Annotated in this window: 13 protein-coding genes and 1 pseudogene; 8 read left to right on the forward strand and 6 right to left on the reverse strand. The window is 64.1% G+C overall.

Annotated elements, in window-relative coordinates; genetic code table 11:
* Nucleotides 1–280 precede the first annotated feature (280 nt).
* From LJY18_RS11445 to LJY18_RS11470, 6 genes are all read left to right on the forward strand, one after another.
* Nucleotides 281–640 (forward strand): nuclear transport factor 2 family protein, encoded by a 360-nt coding sequence (locus LJY18_RS11445; protein WP_238041944.1) that lies wholly within the window; start codon nucleotides 281–283, stop codon nucleotides 638–640.
* Between the two features lie 152 nt (nucleotides 641–792).
* Entirely contained in the window at nucleotides 793–1,419 is a 627-nt protein-coding gene (locus tag LJY18_RS11450; protein WP_238041945.1) for a GNAT family N-acetyltransferase, read from the forward strand.
* A 26-nt stretch (nucleotides 1,420–1,445) separates the two neighbouring features.
* Nucleotides 1,446–1,895 carry an SRPBCC family protein gene (locus LJY18_RS11455; RefSeq protein ID WP_238041946.1) on the forward strand — a complete coding sequence of 150 codons (450 nt, stop codon included), beginning with the start codon at nucleotides 1,446–1,448 and terminating at the stop codon, nucleotides 1,893–1,895.
* A gap of 104 nt (nucleotides 1,896–1,999) precedes the next feature.
* A complete protein-coding gene (locus LJY18_RS11460; RefSeq protein ID WP_238041947.1) occupies nucleotides 2,000–2,344 on the forward strand; it encodes a DUF1801 domain-containing protein in 345 nt (114 codons plus the stop codon).
* 177 nt (nucleotides 2,345–2,521) lie between these two features.
* Nucleotides 2,522–3,277 carry a substrate-binding periplasmic protein gene (locus LJY18_RS11465; protein WP_238041948.1) on the forward strand — a complete coding sequence of 252 codons (756 nt, stop codon included), beginning with the start codon at nucleotides 2,522–2,524 and terminating at the stop codon, nucleotides 3,275–3,277.
* 451 nt (nucleotides 3,278–3,728) lie between these two features.
* Entirely contained in the window at nucleotides 3,729–4,571 is an 843-nt protein-coding gene (locus LJY18_RS11470) for an enoyl-CoA hydratase/isomerase family protein (RefSeq protein WP_238041949.1), read from the forward strand.
* Nucleotides 4,572–4,596: 25 nt separating this feature from the next.
* On the opposite strand, the gene LJY18_RS11475 is transcribed toward LJY18_RS11470, so the two are convergent.
* The 3 genes and pseudogenes from LJY18_RS11475 to LJY18_RS11485 all read right to left on the reverse strand — a co-directional run bounded on the left by LJY18_RS11475 (nucleotide 4,597) and on the right by LJY18_RS11485 (nucleotide 8,130).
* On the reverse strand, nucleotides 4,597–5,550 hold the full coding sequence (locus tag LJY18_RS11475) for a DUF808 domain-containing protein (RefSeq protein ID WP_238041950.1): 954 nt from the start codon (nucleotides 5,548–5,550) through the stop codon (nucleotides 4,597–4,599).
* Between the two features lie 626 nt (nucleotides 5,551–6,176).
* A pseudogene (locus LJY18_RS11480) lies at nucleotides 6,177–7,031 on the reverse strand (universal stress protein); the annotation flags it as partial.
* 673 nt (nucleotides 7,032–7,704) lie between these two features.
* Entirely contained in the window at nucleotides 7,705–8,130 is a 426-nt protein-coding gene (locus LJY18_RS11485; protein WP_238041951.1) for a 3-isopropylmalate dehydratase, read from the reverse strand.
* Nucleotides 8,131–8,504: 374 nt separating this feature from the next.
* On the opposite strand from LJY18_RS11485, the gene LJY18_RS11490 reads away from it, so the two are divergent.
* On the forward strand, nucleotides 8,505–10,142 hold the full coding sequence (locus tag LJY18_RS11490) for a VRR-NUC domain-containing protein (protein WP_238041952.1): 1,638 nt from the start codon (nucleotides 8,505–8,507) through the stop codon (nucleotides 10,140–10,142).
* The gene (locus tag LJY18_RS11495) at nucleotides 10,139–12,451 is read left to right on the forward strand and encodes an ATP-dependent DNA helicase (RefSeq protein WP_269137807.1); all 2,313 of its coding nucleotides are present in this window, start codon (nucleotides 10,139–10,141) and stop codon (nucleotides 12,449–12,451) included. Before LJY18_RS11490 ends, LJY18_RS11495 begins: the two co-directional genes overlap by 4 nt.
* A 169-nt stretch (nucleotides 12,452–12,620) precedes the next feature.
* On the opposite strand, the gene LJY18_RS11500 is transcribed toward LJY18_RS11495, so the two are convergent.
* From LJY18_RS11500 to hrpA, 3 genes are all read right to left on the reverse strand, one after another.
* Nucleotides 12,621–13,058 carry an HIT family protein gene (locus LJY18_RS11500; protein WP_238041953.1) on the reverse strand — a complete coding sequence of 146 codons (438 nt, stop codon included), beginning with the start codon at nucleotides 13,056–13,058 and terminating at the stop codon, nucleotides 12,621–12,623.
* Between the two features lie 224 nt (nucleotides 13,059–13,282).
* A complete protein-coding gene (locus LJY18_RS11505) occupies nucleotides 13,283–13,459 on the reverse strand; it encodes a hypothetical protein (protein ID WP_238041954.1) in 177 nt (58 codons plus the stop codon).
* A gap of 108 nt (nucleotides 13,460–13,567) precedes the next feature.
* A complete protein-coding gene (gene hrpA / locus LJY18_RS11510) occupies nucleotides 13,568–17,638 on the reverse strand; it encodes an ATP-dependent RNA helicase HrpA (protein ID WP_238041955.1) in 4,071 nt (1,356 codons plus the stop codon).
* Nucleotides 17,639–17,707: the final 69 nt, after the last annotated feature.

The following is a 17,707-nucleotide window of genomic DNA, read 5'->3' on the forward strand; positions in this document are numbered from 1 at the left end:
GATCGTTACGCGCAGCCATTTGCGTGGCCCGGCTAGGGGCGTGAAGGCTGTGGATCAGCAAGGTGCGCACGATCACCCGAACGAATCGCTGTGCGAGCCCGTGCCAGCACTCGAATGCTCCCGCCACCACAGACCCTCCGGGCAAACGTCAGGGGTCGTCGCCCCCTCCTCCAGCAAGCAGATACTATAGTTAGAGTGTTCAACTACAAGGTGTCCTTGAGGACTCGTGTTATTGAACAACTTAGCCACGTCCTATTGACTAATATTCGAGGATAAGTCGATGACTTTAGCCGATATAGTACAGAAGGGTTGGGAAGCAGTCGGCGCAGGAGACTTTGATAGCCTGGTAGCAGATTACGTTGAAGACATGACCTTCATTATGCCCGGGCAGAACGACCGCCTGAAAGGGTGCGATGCATTTCGTTCCGCGCTGGATGGACTCGGGAAAATCCTCCCGCCTGGCTTCGAAATCACCGGGCTTCGTCAACTCGAAGGAAAAGATGAAGTTGTCTCTATTGTTGAATGGAAAGCAGATAAAGTTGCCAGCTCTCAACTGTCAGTTCTTTTCAAGTTCGTAAATAACAAGATTTATGAGGAACGCTGGTTCATCGACACTGAACAATGGAAAGGCGCATTCTGAGTTATGTTTTATACATACCCCGTATATCCAGCCGCGCGCATGCCGTAATGGCCTTTTGTGCATTGTGCTTCACTTCATCGCCACACAAAGTCCGCGCTGGCGGGCAAGCAGTTGAAAGCGGTGTGCCAGGGTACTCAACGTGAGGAAGCGCCATGCTTAGCATTGATCGCCCATTTCGACAGGCCACACCAGACGATGCGCAGGACTTGGCCGAATTCGTCAACATGGCCGGTGAAGGCTTGGCGCTCTATCTGTGGGAGCAAATGGCCACGGCCGGTGAATCCGCTTGGGATGTCGGCTGTAGTCGGGCCAAGAGGGACTCAGGTGCCTTCTCCTACCGCAATGCGATCCTGCGCCTGGTGGACGACGATGCCGTTGCCTGCTTGATTGGCTATCCCTTGGAAGACGCCCCTGCTCCTGCGGATTACTCGGAAATGCCGCCCATGTTCGTGCCCCTTCAGCAACTGGAGGACATGGTCCCCGGCACCTGGTACATCAACGTCCTGGCCACCAAGCAAGCGCATCGAGGTCATGGCTATGGCAATGAGCTACTTGCCCTTGCCGAGGGCATAGCGACCAGCCTCGGCAAGCATGGTCTGAGTCTGATCGTCGCTGACACCAACCTGGGCGCACGAAGGCTCTACAGTCATCTCGGCTATCAGGAAGTGGCGCAGCGAGCCATGGTCAAGGAGCGCTGGGTTCATCCCGGCACGCACTGGGTTCTGATGACGAAAAGTTTGCAGATTGAGAATAAACAACCCGAAGCCGGGGCAGGTTGACCAGTGCACACCTTGGAGGCAAGCAAATGGAAGCAGTCGACAAGCGCTCCGACTCGCAAGGCGTGTTCATTGCCGCAACCCCGGCACAGGTCTTTGCCGCCCTGAGCGATCCGGCCCGGATCGCCCGCTGGTGGGGGCCTGACGGTTTCACGAGCACCATCCACCAGTTCGATTTCCGGCCGGGTGGCACCTGGCTACTCACCATGCACGGGCCAGACGGCCAGGACTACGCCAACGAAAGTCGCTTCACGCGCCTTGCACCCGGCGAGTTCTTCGAGATCGAGCACCTGTCCGGTCATCACTTCACCCTGTCCATCGAGTTGAGACCGTCTGGCCAAGGAACTCAGGTCTACTGGCACCAGACCTTCGACACCATTGAGCATTACCAATGCATTGCCGATTTCGTCGCCGGAGCCAACCAGCAGAACTTGCAGCGCCTGGCAGCGGAAGTCCTGCACTGCAAGATGCCGGCTTAGCCTTCCACTCGAGCGGATCGCCACCGAAACGGCGGACGGGCCGCTCCGCTCAACCGTGAGGCTGCACCGGTCAGCCAGGCTGTGACGATGGATAACGGGACAACATGAAGAATCCAGACTCAAGCGAAAACCGCTCAGCATCCGAGTTGATCGACGCAAGAATCGCCGAGCTCGGCGATTGGCGAGGATGCACATTGAGCCGGATGCGGGGGCTCATCAAAGAGGCAGTTCCAGAGATCATCGAGCAGTGGAAGTGGATGGGCACTCCCGTATGGTCGCAAGGCGGCATTATCTGCACGAGCGAAGTCTATAAATCCAAAGTTAAGCTGACCTTCGCCAAGGGCACCTCGCTGGATGACCCGAGCAATCGCATGGCGCTCAAGGCACTGGAGGGTGAGACTTTTTCCCTGCGCAGTAGAATTCAGCGTACTGAGCAGGTGACCGTTTAGCCGGCCAGCTGCTCGCGCGCGCCTGAACATCCAGCACTGCCGCACATGCTCGTGCGGCGGTGTTTTTCCAACATCGACGCTGAGCCCTGAGCTTCGGCAACGGAAGGACCCGATAGGGCGCTCGACTACACTCAGGGCCAATTTCCAGATCAATCGAATATGCACAGGATTGTGATCATGGCTGTCTGGTTTTTGCGGCTGTTGAGTGCATGGCTGTTCTGCTCGTCGGCGACAGCGACCGAACTGCAGCTGTATACCGAGGAAAATCCCCCGCTCAACTTCAGCCGCGACGGGCAAGCTGATGGCCTGTCGGTCGCGGCGGTGCGCGAGTTGCTACGGCGTACCGGGGACAGCGGCACCATCCAGATGGTGCCCTGGGCGCGCGGTTATATGCGCGCGCAACGCAGCGCCAATGTCGGCTTGTTCATCACAGTGCGCACGCCCGAGCGCGAGGCGCTGTTCCAGTGGGTCGGCCCGCTGGTATCGACGACCACTAGCTTCTACGCCCGGAGCGGCAGCGGCCTGCATATCGACAGCCTGGACGCTGCACGGCAAGTGGCGGCGATCGGTGTACCGCGCGACTGGTATTCGCAGCAGGTTCTCGAGGGCGAGGGCTTCAGCAATCTGTACCTGGCGTCCAAGCCGCACGGCATGCTCGAGATGGTTCTGCATGGCCGTATTCCCTTGATGGTCTATGAAGACCAATTGCTGCCCAGCCTGATGGCCGAACTGGGTGCTTCGATGGTCGATCTCGAACGCCACTACAGTTTTATGCGGACCAGCAGCTATATCGCCTTTTCCCTGCAGACCGACACGCACCTGATCCAGCGCTGGCAAGCCGCGCTCGATGATATGCGCAACGACGGCAGCCTGGCCCGCCTGCAGAAGCAGTGGTTGCCGAACGTTGCCCTACCGGCGCCGGCCGAGGAATAGCCAGCCGCCCGCTGGCGACTTGAACGCCCTGCCCGCCTCCACGTTGTCCGACCCTCTCGCCGTGTGCCCCCCTATCTCCATCAGAGTCGCCGAAACAGCCGATACAGAGACCCTCGCCAGGCTTATCCGCGAATCCAACAAGGATGTGGCGATCGCGTTCGGCTTGAACGCGCAGTACTGCCCGAAACATCCATCGTTCTGTACGGACGCGTGGGTCGAGGCAGACGTCCAGCGTGGGGAACGCTACTTCATCCTCCACGCTGGACCGCCCCCCCCTTGGCCTGCGTTGCCTATGAAACACCACGCCCGGACCTGGCCGACCTCAATCGCCTGTCCGTGCTGCCGTCGCATCGACGCCACACCGACAGGTCGGCATCAGCCAAGTGGATAGTGCTTGAGGCCCGCCCCTGCCCCACCGCACCCTCAGGCTTATCCAGCGAGGAGAACAACCATGAGCACCTACCAAACCCTGACCCGGCACGACCACGACGGTGTGACCAGGATTACCTTCGACCACCCGCCAATCAATCTGGTGGACCGCGAGGTGGTCATCGATCTGCTCAACCTGGCCAAGGCCCTGGAAGCTGATAGCCAGACCCGCGTGGTGATCTTCCGCAGCGCCAACCCGGAATTCTTCCTGGCCCATTACGACCTCGGCAGTCAGCTCGGCAAGCCCGCACCGCCGTTGCCGGAAGGCCAGGCCAGTCTGCTCAGCGCGTTGTTCAGCCGTTACAGCCGCCTGCCGCAGGTGACCATCGGCGAGTTGCGCGGCCGCGCCCGCGGTGCCGGCAGCGAGTTTCTGCTGGCGCTGGATATGCGCTTCGCCTCCCGTGAACGGGCCGTGCTGGGCCAGCCGGAAGTCGCAGTCGGGCTGTTGCCAGGTGCCGGCGGTACGGTGCGGCTGACGCAACTGCTCGGCCGCGCCCGCGCACTGGAAGTGTGCCTGGGCGGCGCCGACTTCGATGCCGACACCGCCGAGCGCTATGGCTGGATCAACCGCGCCGTGGCGGATGCCGAACTGGAGGCGTTCATCGCCGCGCAGGCCCGGCGCATCGCCGGTTTCCCGGCCGCCGGCATCGCCCATATCAAGGCGCTGGTGGACAGCCTCAGCGCAGCGGATGGTGCGGCGCTGGTGTCGGAATCGCAACGTTTCACGGCGGACATGGCGGCGCCCGATACCCTCGCCCGGGTGCACTGGCTGATGGCCAACGGCGGCCAGACCGATGGCGCCATGGAGCGCGACCTCGGCACGCTGCTGGCGCGCTACCCGCAGGCGCTCGATCGGGTCGAATAGCCCTCGGTCGCCGGCCCCTGGTCGCCTAAGCCGGCTTGAACACCCGGTACAGGCGCCCCAGCGCGGTCACCCCGACCAACACCAGCGCGCCGGCCAGCACCCCCAGCAGCATGTCCAGCAGCGTCGGGGTAATGGTCGCCAGCGCACCGCCGAGTGCGGGCACGGTTTGCAGGCCGTGGGCGAAGCCCTCGAACAGTGTGGGGATCCCCGGAATGCCGTGGCTGAGGATGCCGCCGCCGACCATGAACATCGCCACCGTGCCGATCACCGCCAGGCTCTTCATCAGGTAGGGCGCGGCGCTGAGAATGCCGCCACCGATACTGCGCTGCAGGCGTCCGACCCGGCCACTGCCTCTGCGCTGGGAGAGGTACAGGCCGCCGTCGTCCAGTTTGACGATGCCGGCCACCAGCCCATAGACGCAGACGGTCATGAGCAGGGCGACGCCTGCAAGCACGGCCAACTGGGTGCCCAACGTCTGGCCGGCCACAGTGCCGAGGGTGATAACGATGATTTCCGCCGAGAGAATGAAGTCGGTGCGCACCGCCCCCTTGATCTTGTCGCGCTCAAAGGCGACCAGGTCGACGGCGGGGTTGACCAGTGCCGCTGTCAGCTCGGCCTTGTGTTGCTGCTCCTCATCCTGGCTGTGCAGCAGCTTGTGGGCCAGTTTCTCGAAGCCTTCGTAACAGAGAAAAGCGCCGCCGAGCATCAGCAGCGGCGTGACCGCCCAGGGCGCCAGCAGACTGATCACCAGCGCCGCCGGCACCAGAATCAGTTTGTTCAGGAAGGAGCCCTTGGCCACCGCCCAGACCACCGGCAACTCGCGCTCGGCCTTGACCCCCGAGACCTGCTGAGCATTAAGGGCCAGGTCGTCGCCAAGTACGCCGGCGGTCTTCTTCGCCGCGACCTTGGTCATCAGCGCCACGTCGTCGAGCATGCTGGCGATATCGTCAAGCAGGGCTAACAGGCTGGTTCCGGCCACGGGTATTTTCCTCGACAAGCAGATTCTTGAGGGCGCGTGCGCAAGCACCACCCAATAACGGAGAGGCATAGTAGACCAGGTCTGCGGGCTGGCGGGGGAATGGCCGAGAGGCAAAGACGGCCGATCACGGCTGGACGGTGACGCTAAACACCACGCGGTGACAGGACACGCCCCCGTGCCCGGGCAGGTGATGGCCCGTGCGGACAGGGCCCTCCCGTAACGCGCTGGGCTTGGGGCGAGCAGTACTGGGCGACGACGAGTTCGACAGCACTGACTGGACGACTGTTGTGAACGTATCGAGCGCCCGCGCAAGCCCCCTACGGGAGATCGCCGCAGGCGCGCTGCGTGAAAAATGGGGGAAGACTGGCGAGCCGAATGCCCCCCACTGTTCAAGCAGCGCAAGTATGACCGACCCTCACCGTCGCCCACCATGTCGCCAAGCATGCCTAGCGCACCTGGCGACTGAGTCTCTGCTCTTGGTCCGGACTGATTAATGGGGTATCCGCTTGCCGACTGGACGCCTCCTTGGTGTAACTGACGGACTGAGTCGTCGGAACCTCCAGGTGCGCGGTATGGCTATAAGGCCAGGAGTGGATGGCGCCATCCATTACCTGATCGTGCGGTGGCGACGCCAGCTCCTCGAGGTGGCTGATGATGTCGTCAGGTTTGAGTACCAGCACGTCAGAGTTCAGGCTATCGAGAATGTTTTCGGCCGTGTTACCGAGCAAGGCTCCAGACAGGCCAGTGCGGGCGACGCTGCCAATCACGGTAAGTGTGACCCTCAGCCGCTCGGCGACAGACGGGATCAGTTCTTCGGCTGGACCTTCTTCGATATGCAGGCGTTCGTCGCTGACCTCGTATTCGGCTTGCAGCGCCCTGCAGTGCTCGTGGTACATCGCATGGATGCTTTCCTTGAGGTGATAGACAGGATCGGCAGACAACAGCTCGGCACAGGGGTGGGCGGACATCATGTGCAGGACGCCGCCGGTCATTTGGGCAATGTCGTGACCATGCCCGACAATACCGGCATGCAGGATCCGATGATCGACGTCGCTATTACCGGCGTCGATGGCCGCCAGAATCACACCTCCAGCCCAGGACTCGGTGCTTTTGACGATCAGCACAGGGCAGGGGCAGAAACGCAACAGCTTCCAGTCTTCGGAGGGTAAAAAGGTCTTGAGCAGTGGGTTGTCGGGCAGATGCCGCTTGATCACCAGGCCGCATTCCTGCTCCTGCTGCACGGCGATGATGGTCTTGTGCAGGCTGTCCTTCCCGGCCTGCTGTGAGCTGACGCTGAAACCTTTCTCGCGCAGGGAATCCTCGATTGCCTGCAGATCCGATGATGAGTGGTTTTTCTTGTTCCAGGCCAGCAAGTGCAAGTGCGAGGAGGTAGCACTGGCGATCAGCGTGGCTCTATCAAGCAGTAGAGTGTCAGGCTGCTGTGCATCCATCACCACTAGCGTGTTGCGAATGGTTTGCATAACAAGCGTCCTATGCGTGGGTACGCCAGGAAGCGGCTTCGTCTATCAACACAGGCACGCGACAGCTGAATTCGGACTCTGCTGACTCAGATCGTTACTTGACGATTACTTCGAGTTGGCTCAGACAATCAATCTATTGCTGCTGATCGCTGCTGCAATCATTAGGACGGCCTCTTCACCTAAGCGGTACGGAGAATTAGTCATGAGCAATGAGGTGAGCAAACCTTTGATCATCGATCCTGGCTTGCGTCGAGACTAGGGAGCGTAAGCAGCGAAGATAACACCTTAGAAAAAACCAAAGGATTGATCAGCGAACTATCATTACCGCTCCTCAAACACGCCACGCCACTGGCGAAGTCTTCGGGTGGTGATGGATATTCATCCTTTAGTTTCTTGTTTCGGTGTTTCTGATTATTCCCTAGCGATTCAGGCCAAATTTTAGTTCGTTCAACTCAAAGCAAATTGTGAGCGCTGAATCAGCGCCTGCCAAGGCCGCCAGTCGTCTGGATTAAGCCGATTCGCGCTTATCTCAGAACCAACTAGCTATATCCAATGCCGGGACCATAGCCTGCCGCAGGAGCGAACAGCGTTAACATCAGCAGCGATCGCCGCAACCGGCAGTCATTTCAGCCCAGCAACCAGCAATGTGGCGAGTCTCCTGCCGTACCAGCGTTCAGGGCGTGGCAACCCGGATATCGAAGCCGCTCTTGGCCTCACTGAGAATGCGCAGATGCTGGCTTTCGCCTGCTACCACGGGCACCACCAGCTCGCGGCGCAGCCGGCCCATGCCGCAGAGGGTGTCGTCAGCCTTATCGATGCCGATGCCGACCACCCGGTTACCCGGCGGCACATGGAAGCGCGCCTCTTCGCCCATGCCAATGCGCGCCGCCACCTTGCGGTCGACCAGCAGGGCCACATAGCAACCACCACCGAGCATGCCCAGGTCGCGGTTGACCACGATCAGTCCGCTGCCCGCCACCGGCTGCTGGTAGGCCAGCAGCCGCTCGGCGGGCACCGCAGTGACTTTCTCCGGGGCGGCCTGAAAGGACGAACAACCGGCCAACACCAGCAGGGGCAGTACTGCACAAATCAATCGCATGGGAATCCTTCATGAGGTGGATGATTGAAGCCGGCTCAGTATTGACGGTGCGGCTGCCACGCTCAAGTAAAGCAGTCGAAGCCTGGCCCTGCCGTCGCTTCACGCCCTGGCTGTACCGGCCGTTAGGAGCCGCAGTGCCAAGTGCGGCCTTGGCAGCGGCTGGCAAGCACTCTCGGGGGCGACGGATTTGCTAGGATGCGCTTGCCCGCCATCCCAGACTAGCACCACGTGCTTCCCGGCTTGCCGCTTGAGCGCATCCCGCACCCCACTGAAATCGCTGCGGATGCTGCCCTGACTCGGCCTCCCATCCCCTGCTCGTTGCAAAGCGAGCGGCGCGCTGATATCTGTATATGCAAACAGTATCCGGTTTTCCCATGCAACCTCAGCTCGACCCCAGCCTGTATTACCTGAGCAACTTCCATAAAGCCCTGGCCTGGCTCCGGGAGCGTCACCACGACCTGTTGCTGGCCGAGGAGCAGGCGTTCCTGCGCCGCTTCGGCGAGCTGACGCTGCCCAGCCAGGCATTGCTGGTGCGCATGATCATGCGCAAGGGTGCGCATTTTCGCGCCAGCAAGCTGGACTACGCCGAGATTGGCTGCCCGCGGCACGCCGCCCAGGCGCTGCTCGACGCCGGCTGGATTCGCAACGACGCCGAGCTGACGCTGGCGGAGTTGTTCGACCTGCTGCGCAAGGAGGAGCTGCTCGAGGCCTTCGCCGCCCGCGCGCACAGGGCCTTGAAGAAACCTGAGCTGCTCGCTCGGCTGGCCGCCGAGCACGGCCAGTCACGCAGCTTTGCCGACTGGTGCCCGGGGCTGGACGAGCAGGTGTACAGCCTGGCCATCGATTCGCTCTGCGAACGCCTGCGCCTGATGTTTTTCGGCAACCTGCAGCAGGACTGGTCGGCGTTCGTCCTCGCCGATCTCGGCATCTTCCGCTACGAGCCGGTCGCCCTGAGTGCCGACTCCCGGGTATTCCGCCGACGCGCGGAGGTGGACTGCTACCTGGCGCTGCAGCGCTGCCGCGAACGTGGCGAGGCCGGCGAGCCGATCGCCGAGGTGCTGCAACAGATCGCCGCGCTGGACTGCGCCACGCCCTTTCTCGCCATGCGCCGGGCCAAGCTGCTGTTTCGCCTGGGCCAGCAACTGGAGCGCGCCGGCGAGCTGGAACACGCCCAGGCCTGCTATACCGACTGCCCGTTTGCCGGCGCCCGCCTGCGCCGCATCCGCGTACTGGAACGCCTGGGCCGCGCCGCCGAAGCCCATGAGCTGGCCAGCCAGGCCGCTGCGGCGCCGGAAAGCGAGGCCGAGGCACAGGGGCTGGAACGCGTGCTGCTGCGCCTGCGTCGCCAGCTCGGTCTGGCGCAGCCGCGCAAAGCGAAGCCGCCCGCGCCGGCCCGCCTCGACCTGTGCCTGCCCAGGTCCGCAGGCCAGAGTGTCGAGGATGGGGTCAAGCTGCACCTGAGCGAGCCGGACGCGCCGGTGCACTACGTCGAGAACAGCCTGATCTGCAGCCTGTTCGGCCTGCTCTGCTGGCCGGCGATCTTCGCCCCATTGCCGGGCGCGTTCTTCCATCCGTTCCAGACCGGTCCGCTGGATCTGCTCAGCCCCGACTTCCAGGCGCGCCGCGCCGAACTGTTCGCCGCCTGCCTGGCGCAGCTGGATTCGGATGCCTACAAAAGCACGATCCGCCAGACCTATGCCGCCAAATACGGCATCCAGTCGCCCTTCGTGTTCTGGAACGCCCTGGATCAACCGTTGCTGGAACAGGCCCTCGATTGCCTGCCGGCGGCGCACCTGCGGGCCTGGTTCCAGCGCCTGCTCGGCGATATCAAGGCCAACCGCGCCGGCATGCCCGACCTGATCCAGTTCTGGCCGGCACAGCAGCGCTACCGGATGATCGAGGTCAAAGGCCCCGGCGACCGCCTGCAGGACAACCAGCGGCGCTGGCTGGTGTTCTGCGCCGAGCACGGCATGCCGGTGGACGTCTGTTACGTGCAATGGGCCGACGCATGAACCCGCTGGCCGTGAACTATCAGGTCGCGGTGCGCGCGCTGTGCGAATTCACCGCCAAGGTCGGCGATCTGGATCTGCGCTTCACCCCCTCGCCCACCGCGCAGGAAGGCATGACCGGCCACGCCATCGTGGTCTCCCGGCGCGGCCCGGGCTATCAGGCGGAGCTGCCGCTGAGCGGCGAATACCAGGGCCTGCAGGTGCGCGGCCGGGCCGACGGCTATGATCCGGACGACAATCGCCTGGAGGAGATCAAGACCCACCGCGGCGACATCGCGCGCATCCCGGAGAACCACCGGCTGCTGCACTGGGCCCAGGCCAAGGTCTACGGCTGGCTGCTGTGCCAGCAACGCGGCCTGGCCGAGATCGACCTGGCGGTGGTCTATTTCAACGTCCTCAGCCAGCACGAAACCGCCTTCCATCAGCGCTGCGGCGCCGATGAACTGCGTGAGTTCTTCGAGCTGCACTGCAGCCGTTTCATCACCTGGGCCGCGCACGAGCGCGACCATCGCCGACTGCGCAACCAGGCGCTCGAGCGCCTGCGCTTTCCCCACCAGCAGTTTCGCAGCGGCCAGCGCCAGTTGGCCGAATCGGTGTACCGCGCCGCCCGTGACGGCCACAGCCTGATGGCCCAGGCCACCACCGGCATCGGCAAGACCCTCGGCACCCTGTTTCCGCAGCTCAAGGCTTTCCCCGAGCAGGAACTGGATCGCCTGTTTTTCCTCACCGCCAAGACCCCCGGCCGGCGCCTGGCGCTCGACGCCCTGGCGACCCTGCGCAGCCAGGAACAGGCGATGCCGCTGCGGGTGCTTGAACACGTCGCCCGCGACAAGGCCTGCGAACACCCGGACAAGGCCTGCCACGGCGACTCCTGCCCGCTGGCCAAGGGTTTCTACGACCGCTTGCCGGCCGCGCGCCAGGCCGCACTGGAGCGCCAGTGGCTGGACCAGGACAGCGTGCGCGAAACCGCGCTGGCGCACCGGATCTGCCCCTATTACCTGAGCCAGGAACTGTGCCGCTGGGCCGATGTGGTGGTCTGCGACTACAACTACTACTTCGACATGGGCGGCCTGCTGCACGGCCTGACCCTGCTCAACGAGTGGCGCGTGACCCTGCTGGTGGACGAGGCCCACAACCTGATCGAACGCGGCCGTGGCATGTACACCGCCGAACTCGAGCAGACCCGCTTCGAAGCTCTCAGGCGAATCGCCCCGCCAGTGATGAAAGGCCCGTTGGAACGGGTCAACCGCCATTGGCAACAACTGCAGCGCGACCAGGAAGCGGCCTATCAGGTCTACCCCGCCGCTCCGGACCTGTTCATCATGGCCCTGCACAAGGCCGTCAGCACCCTCACCGATCACCTCACCGATCAGCCGGCAGGCAACGCGGCCGAGTTGCTGCACTTCTACCTGGACGCCATGCTCTTCTGTCGCCTCGCCGAGGCCTTCGACAGCCATTCGCTGTTCGACATCAGCCGCGACGACAGCCCCGGCGGGCCGGCGACTTCCACCCTGTGCATCCGCAATATAGTGCCGGCGCCCTTCCTCGCCCCGCGCTTCGCCGCCGCCCACAGCTGCACCCTGTTCTCCGCGACCCTGAGCCCCGCGCACTTCTACGCCGACCTGCTCGGCCTGCCGGAGCAGACACCGTGGATCGATGTCGAGTCGCCATTCAGCGCCGAGCAATTGCAGGTGCAGGCGGTCAGCAACCTGTCCACCCGCTTCGCCCATCGCGACTACTCGCTGGCGCCGATCGCCGCACTGATGGCGCGCCAGTTCGCCGAACGGCCAGGCAACTACCTGGCCTTTTTCAGCAGCTACGCCTACCTGCGCCTGGTGCTGGATGAATTCAGCGCCGCCCATCCGCAGATCCCAATCTGGCAACAGTCACGGCAGATGGACGAGAGCCAGCGCCAGGCCTTTCTCGAGCGGTTCAGCAGCACCAGCCAGGGCATCGGCTTCGCCGTGCTCGGCGGTGCGTTTGGCGAGGGCATCGACCTGCCCGGCGACCGCCTGATCGGCGCCTTCATCGCCACCCTCGGCCTGCCGCAGATCAACCCGGTCAACGAGGAAATCAAGCAGCGCATGCAGAGCATGTTCGGCAACCACCTGGGCTACGACTACACCTACCTCTACCCCGGCCTGCAGAAAGTCGTGCAGGCCGCCGGCCGGGTGATCCGCACCCAGGACGACCAGGGCGTGGTCTACCTGATCGACGATCGCTTCAACCAGCCCGTGATCCGCCGCCTGCTGCCGACTTGGTGGCATGTCGAACGCTGCCGCCTGCCGCTCCTGACCGAGCCAAGCCTCTAGCGCGGCCCTCACGCGATCCGTTCGCCGCGTAGGTCGACCCGGGCGGCGTGCCGTTCGGAGCGCAGCGACAGCCCGTCAGGAGTTGAGCCATGCCCATGATCCACGGCGTACTGCCTGCGACGAGTAGCGCCCTACTGTTTGAGGGTTACAGCGGATCGTTGCACCCCCCTCAGCCGCCAAGGCGCTGCAGCAACCGCGCCTGCAGCTTTTCCAGCTCGAGCGGGTCGGCCTTGCTGCTGGCGTGGACGGCCAGGCCCTGGCCGGCGAAGCGCGGGACTATGTGCATATGGATGTGAAACACCGTCTGCCCGGCCGGCGCACCGTTGAACTGCGCCACTTGCACGCCCTCCGGCTGCAACTCGTCCACCAGTGCCTGGGTGAGCCGCTGGGTCACCCGCATCAGCTTGCACAGGCTGTCCGCATCGATGTCGAGGATATTGCGCGCCGCCGCGCGCTTGGGGATCACCAGGGTATGGCCGTGGGACTGCGGAAACAGGTCGAGGAAGGCGAGCACCTCGTCGTCCTCGTACAGCTTGTAGCAGGGGGCTTCGCCGCGAATGATCTGGGCAAAGATGTTCTGCGGGTCGTAATCGCCGTACAGGCTCATCGGGATTCTCCGTTAACGGTGGTCGATGGCGGCACCATACCGGCTGGCGCCGGATCGGGTAAACCGCGACGCCGCCAAACGTGTCAGGACGGTGCAGGGATCAGGCCCAGTCTCGGGCAGTGATCACCTTTTCCTGCCCGGGGTCCAGGCCACGGTTCACAAGGCGCACCTTCAGGCGCTCAGGAGGTCCTGGACATCAGGGATGAGGAATCAGGACAAATGGCCTAAGCGATCGGGCCCAGGGCGGCGCCGACGAAGTTCTTGCGCAGGGCCTTGGCCAGGTTGCGCAACAGGGCCAGGCCACGAGCGCTCCGTGCGGCGGTTGACGGCACTTGAACACGAGCGGCCAGCAGCAGGCTCGGCAACAACGCCAGTACTCCCCAAGATCGCCACCCAGCCATGATGTTCTGCTCCTGAAAGTGCAAAGGGCCGCGAGCAGAATGCACGCCGCTCTCCAAACCGCGCAGCGACCAGACTTCGCGGCTGCCGAGACTGCCCCTCAGGCGCGGTCAGGCCTCGACCTGGCTCCACTGCTTGCTCAGGCGCTTGTCCGAGACCGCCAGCTTGGTGCCCAGCTGCTGGGCGAACAGCGACACCCGGTATTCCTCGAGCATCCAGCGGTACAGGGTCAGTTGCGGGTCGCGCTTGCCTTCCTGGCGGTGTTTGCCCAGGCGCGCCTGGTACTGCTCCCAGTAGCCAACCAGCTCGCCGCTCCAGACCCGATCGCGCTGCAGCTGGCCAGCGATCTTGTCCAGGCGCTGCTCGATGGCTTTCAGGTAACGCGGCAGCTCCTTCAGCCATTCAGCGGGGATTTCGCGGACGAAGCCGGGGTAGACCAGGTTGCCCAGCTGCAGCTTGATGTCGTTCAGCGCGATGGCCTGGGCCAGGTCGATCTTGCCCTTGAAGCGCTTCTGCAGGCCGTGCCAGAGCTTGAGTATGTCCAGGGTCAGCCTGGCCAGGCGTTCGGCATGCTCGTTCCAGGCACTGCGTTTCTTCTCCGCCAGCGCGGCGAGGGCGGCGCCATCGCGGGGCAGCGTGGTTTCGCCTTCAAGGATGCAGCTGTCCAGGCTGGCCAGCAGTATGTCCTCGACCAGCGCCTCGACTCGGCCCAGGTCGCGGTGCAGCAGGCTCAGCTCGGTCAGCCCCGGCAGCTTGCCACGGAGGAACTTGGCCGGCTCGGCCAGCTGTTGCAGGAGCAGGCGCTGCAGGGCGCGGCGGTGCTGGAACTCGGCTTCGGCCTGGGTCGGGAAGCGACCTTCCTTGACCGTGCCGGCCTCCTCCACCAGCGCCGGATACACGGTCAGCGACAGGCCGGCGATCTGCTGCTGGGTTTTTTCGGCCACGGCGACGAAGGCTTTGGCCTCGACCGACTTCTGGCTCTTCTCGGTCTGTGGCAAGGCCAGCGCGGCCTGGCTGGCCTCACTGAATCGTGCACACAACTCGGCCAGGTCGCGGCCTTCGCCGAGCAGCTTGCCGTGCGTATCGACCACCTCCAGGTTCATCTTCAGGTGGCTGTCGAGCTGCGCCTCGGCCTCGACCCAGGCCTCGTCGGCCACCCGCACGCCAGTCATGCGCTGCAGTTCACGGCCCAGGGCGACGGGCAGACTGCCCTGGCCGATGCTCAGCTTGCTCAGCGCGGCGCCGACGAAATCCGGCACCGGCACGAAGTTCTTGCGCAGGGCTTTCGGCAGGTTGCGCACCAGCGCCACGCACTTGGCTTCCAGCAGGCCAGGCACCAGCCATTGCAGGCGCTCGGCCGGCAGTTGCGGCAGCAGTGGCGCCGGTACGCGCAGGGTGACGCCATCGCGCGGGTGATTGGGCTCGAAGTGATAGCTCAACGGCAGGGTCAGGTCGCCCAGGCTCAGGGTATCCGGGTACTGCGCGGCGGTGATTTCCTTGGCATCGCGGGCCAGCACGTCTTCCTCGCGCATGATCAGCAGCTGCGGGTCTTTCTGGCTCTGGAGCTTGTACCAGCTGTCGAAGGTCGCAGTCTGGTGGATCTCGGCCGGCAGGCGCGCCTCGTAGTAGGCGAACAGGGTTTCCTCGTCGGCGAGAATATCGCGGCGGCGCGCCTTGGCTTCCAGCTCGTCGAGCTGTTCCAGCAGTTTGCGGTTGGCGCTCAGGCACTTGGCCCGCGAGAGGATTTCGCCGCCGACCAGGCCCTCGCGGATAAACAGTTCGCGTGACACCACTGGATCGATGGGGCCGTAATGCACCGGCCGACGGCCGACCACGATCAGGCCGTAGAGGCTGATCTGCTCATAGGCCACGACCTGGCCGCGCTTCTTCTCCCAATGCGGTTCCAGGTGGCTCTTCTTGATCAGGTGCGGCGCCAGCGGCTCGATCCAGTCCGGCTCGATCTTGGCCACCATGCGGGCAAACAGCTTGGTGGTCTCGACCAGTTCGGACGCCATGATCCAGGTGGGTTTCTTGCGTCCGATCACACTCGACGGGTGCACCCAGAAGCGCCGCTGCCGCGCGCCCAGGAAGTCGCCGTCTTCGGTCTTCTGCCCGATCTGGCTGAGCAGCCCGGAGAGGATCGCCTTGTGCACGGCGGCGTAGCCCTTGCTGCGCTGGGCGGCCAGGTCTTTTTCCGCCAGCTCTTTTTCCTTGAAGGCGCCAGGGTCGGCCCCTGATCCTGGCTGACGATCCTGCGATTCGGGCACGCCCGAAGCCTGCGCCGGTTTGCCGGCGGCCTTGTCCACCCGACGATTACTCTGGGGGTTGCCGCCTGGTGACAACTGCAGTTCCCGGACGATCAGCACCAGCTGACGGTGCGCGTCGCGCCATTCGCGCAGGCGCAGGTAGTTGAGGAAATTCTTCCGGCACCAGCTGCGCAGCGCGCCGGAACCGAGGGCCTGGCGCTGCTCCTCGAAGCCGCGCCACAGGTTGATCAGCGCGGCGAAGTCGGAATCCACGTCCTTCCATTGCGCGTGGGCCTGGTCGGCGGCCTGCTGGCGATCCGAGGGCCGCTCGCGCGGGTCCTGCACCGATAGGCTGCTGGCGATAATCAGCACTTCCTCGAGGCTGCCCTGCCTGGCGCCTTCGAGGACCATGCGGCCGAGGCGCGGATCGACTGGCAGGCGTGCCAGCTGGCGACCCAGCGGGGTCAGCTGGCCCTCGCGGCTGACCGCCGAGAGTTCCTGCAACAGGTTGAAACCGTCGCTGATGGCCTTGCCGTCCGGCGGCTCGATAAAGGGGAAATCCTCGATCTCGCCCAGACGCAGATTGAGCATCTGCAGGATCACCGCCGCCAGGTTGGTGCGCAGGATCTCCGGATCGGTGAAGGCCGGCCGGCCGATGAAATCCTCTTCGCTGTACAGGCGCACGCAGATGCCCGCCTCGACCCGTCCGCAGCGGCCCTTGCGCTGGTTGGCGCTGGCCTGGGACACGGCTTCGATGGGCAGGCGCTGGACCTTGGCGCGGTAGCTATAGCGGCTGATCCGCGCCGTACCGCTGTCGATCACGTAGCGGATGCCTGGCACGGTCAGCGAGGTCTCGGCGACGTTGGTGGCCAGGACGATCTTGCGCGCGCCCATGGGCTTGAAGATCTTCTGCTGCTCGGCCGGGCTCAGCCGCGCATACAGCGGCAGCACCTCGGTAAACCTCAGGTTGGCCTTGCGCAGCACCTCGGCACAGTCGCGAATCTCGCGTTCGCCGGGGAGGAACACCAGCACATCGCCGGGATGCTTGCCTTCGCTCTTCTCGAAGGCGGCGATCTCGTCGAGGCTGGCGAGAATCGCCTGATCGACCGACAGGTCGTCCTCGACCCGGTTGCCGTCTTCGTCCTGCTCGGACGTCAGCGGCCGGTACCAGGTGTCGACCGGATAGGTACGCCCGGACACCTCGACGATGGGCGCGCCGCCGAAGTGCTCGGAAAACCGCTGCAGGTCGATGGTCGCCGAGGTGATGATCAGTTTGAGGTCGGGGCGCCGCACCAGCAGGGTTTTCAGGTAACCAAGGAGGAAGTCGATGTTGAGGCTGCGCTCGTGGGCCTCGTCGACGATCAGGGTGTCGTACTTTTCCAGGTAGCGGTCGTGCTGGGTCTCGGCCAGCAGGATGCCGTCGGTCATCAGCTTGATCAGGCTGCGCTCGCTGCTCTGGTCCTCGAAGCGCACCTGGTAGCCGACCAGTTCGCCCAGCGGCGTGCCGATTTCTTCCGCCACCCGCGTGGCCACACTGCGCGCGGCCAGGCGCCTAGGCTGGGTGTGGCCGATCAGGCCATGCACGCCACGGCCCAGCTCCAGGCAGATCTTCGGCAACTGGGTGGTCTTGCCCGAGCCGGTTTCGCCGGCGATCACCACCACCTGGTGCTTGGCGATGGCGGCCTTGATCTCGTCGCGCTTGGCGGCGATGGGCAAGGCATCGTCGTAGCGCATGGGCGGCACGCTGAGCCGCCGCGCCTCGACCTTGGCCACCGAAGTCTGAAAGCGCTCCAGCCACTGCGCCAGCTTGGCCTCGTCCGGCACCGCTTGCTTGCGCAGCTCCTGGAGCTGGCGGCGCAGGCGATGACGGTCGGCCAGCAGGGCCTGGTCGAGGTTTTTCAGCAGGTGGTCGGTATCGGTGATCGGGTCGGTCATCAGGCAGCCGTGGCGAAATTCGAAAGGCCGCGATTGTCGCAGATTTCCGCCACGGAGCGGGCCACGTGC

The sequence above is a fragment of the Pseudomonas sp. MMS21 TM103 genome (genome assembly GCF_022132145.1).
In the GTDB taxonomy this organism is placed as follows: Bacteria; Pseudomonadota; Gammaproteobacteria; order Pseudomonadales; family Pseudomonadaceae; genus Aquipseudomonas.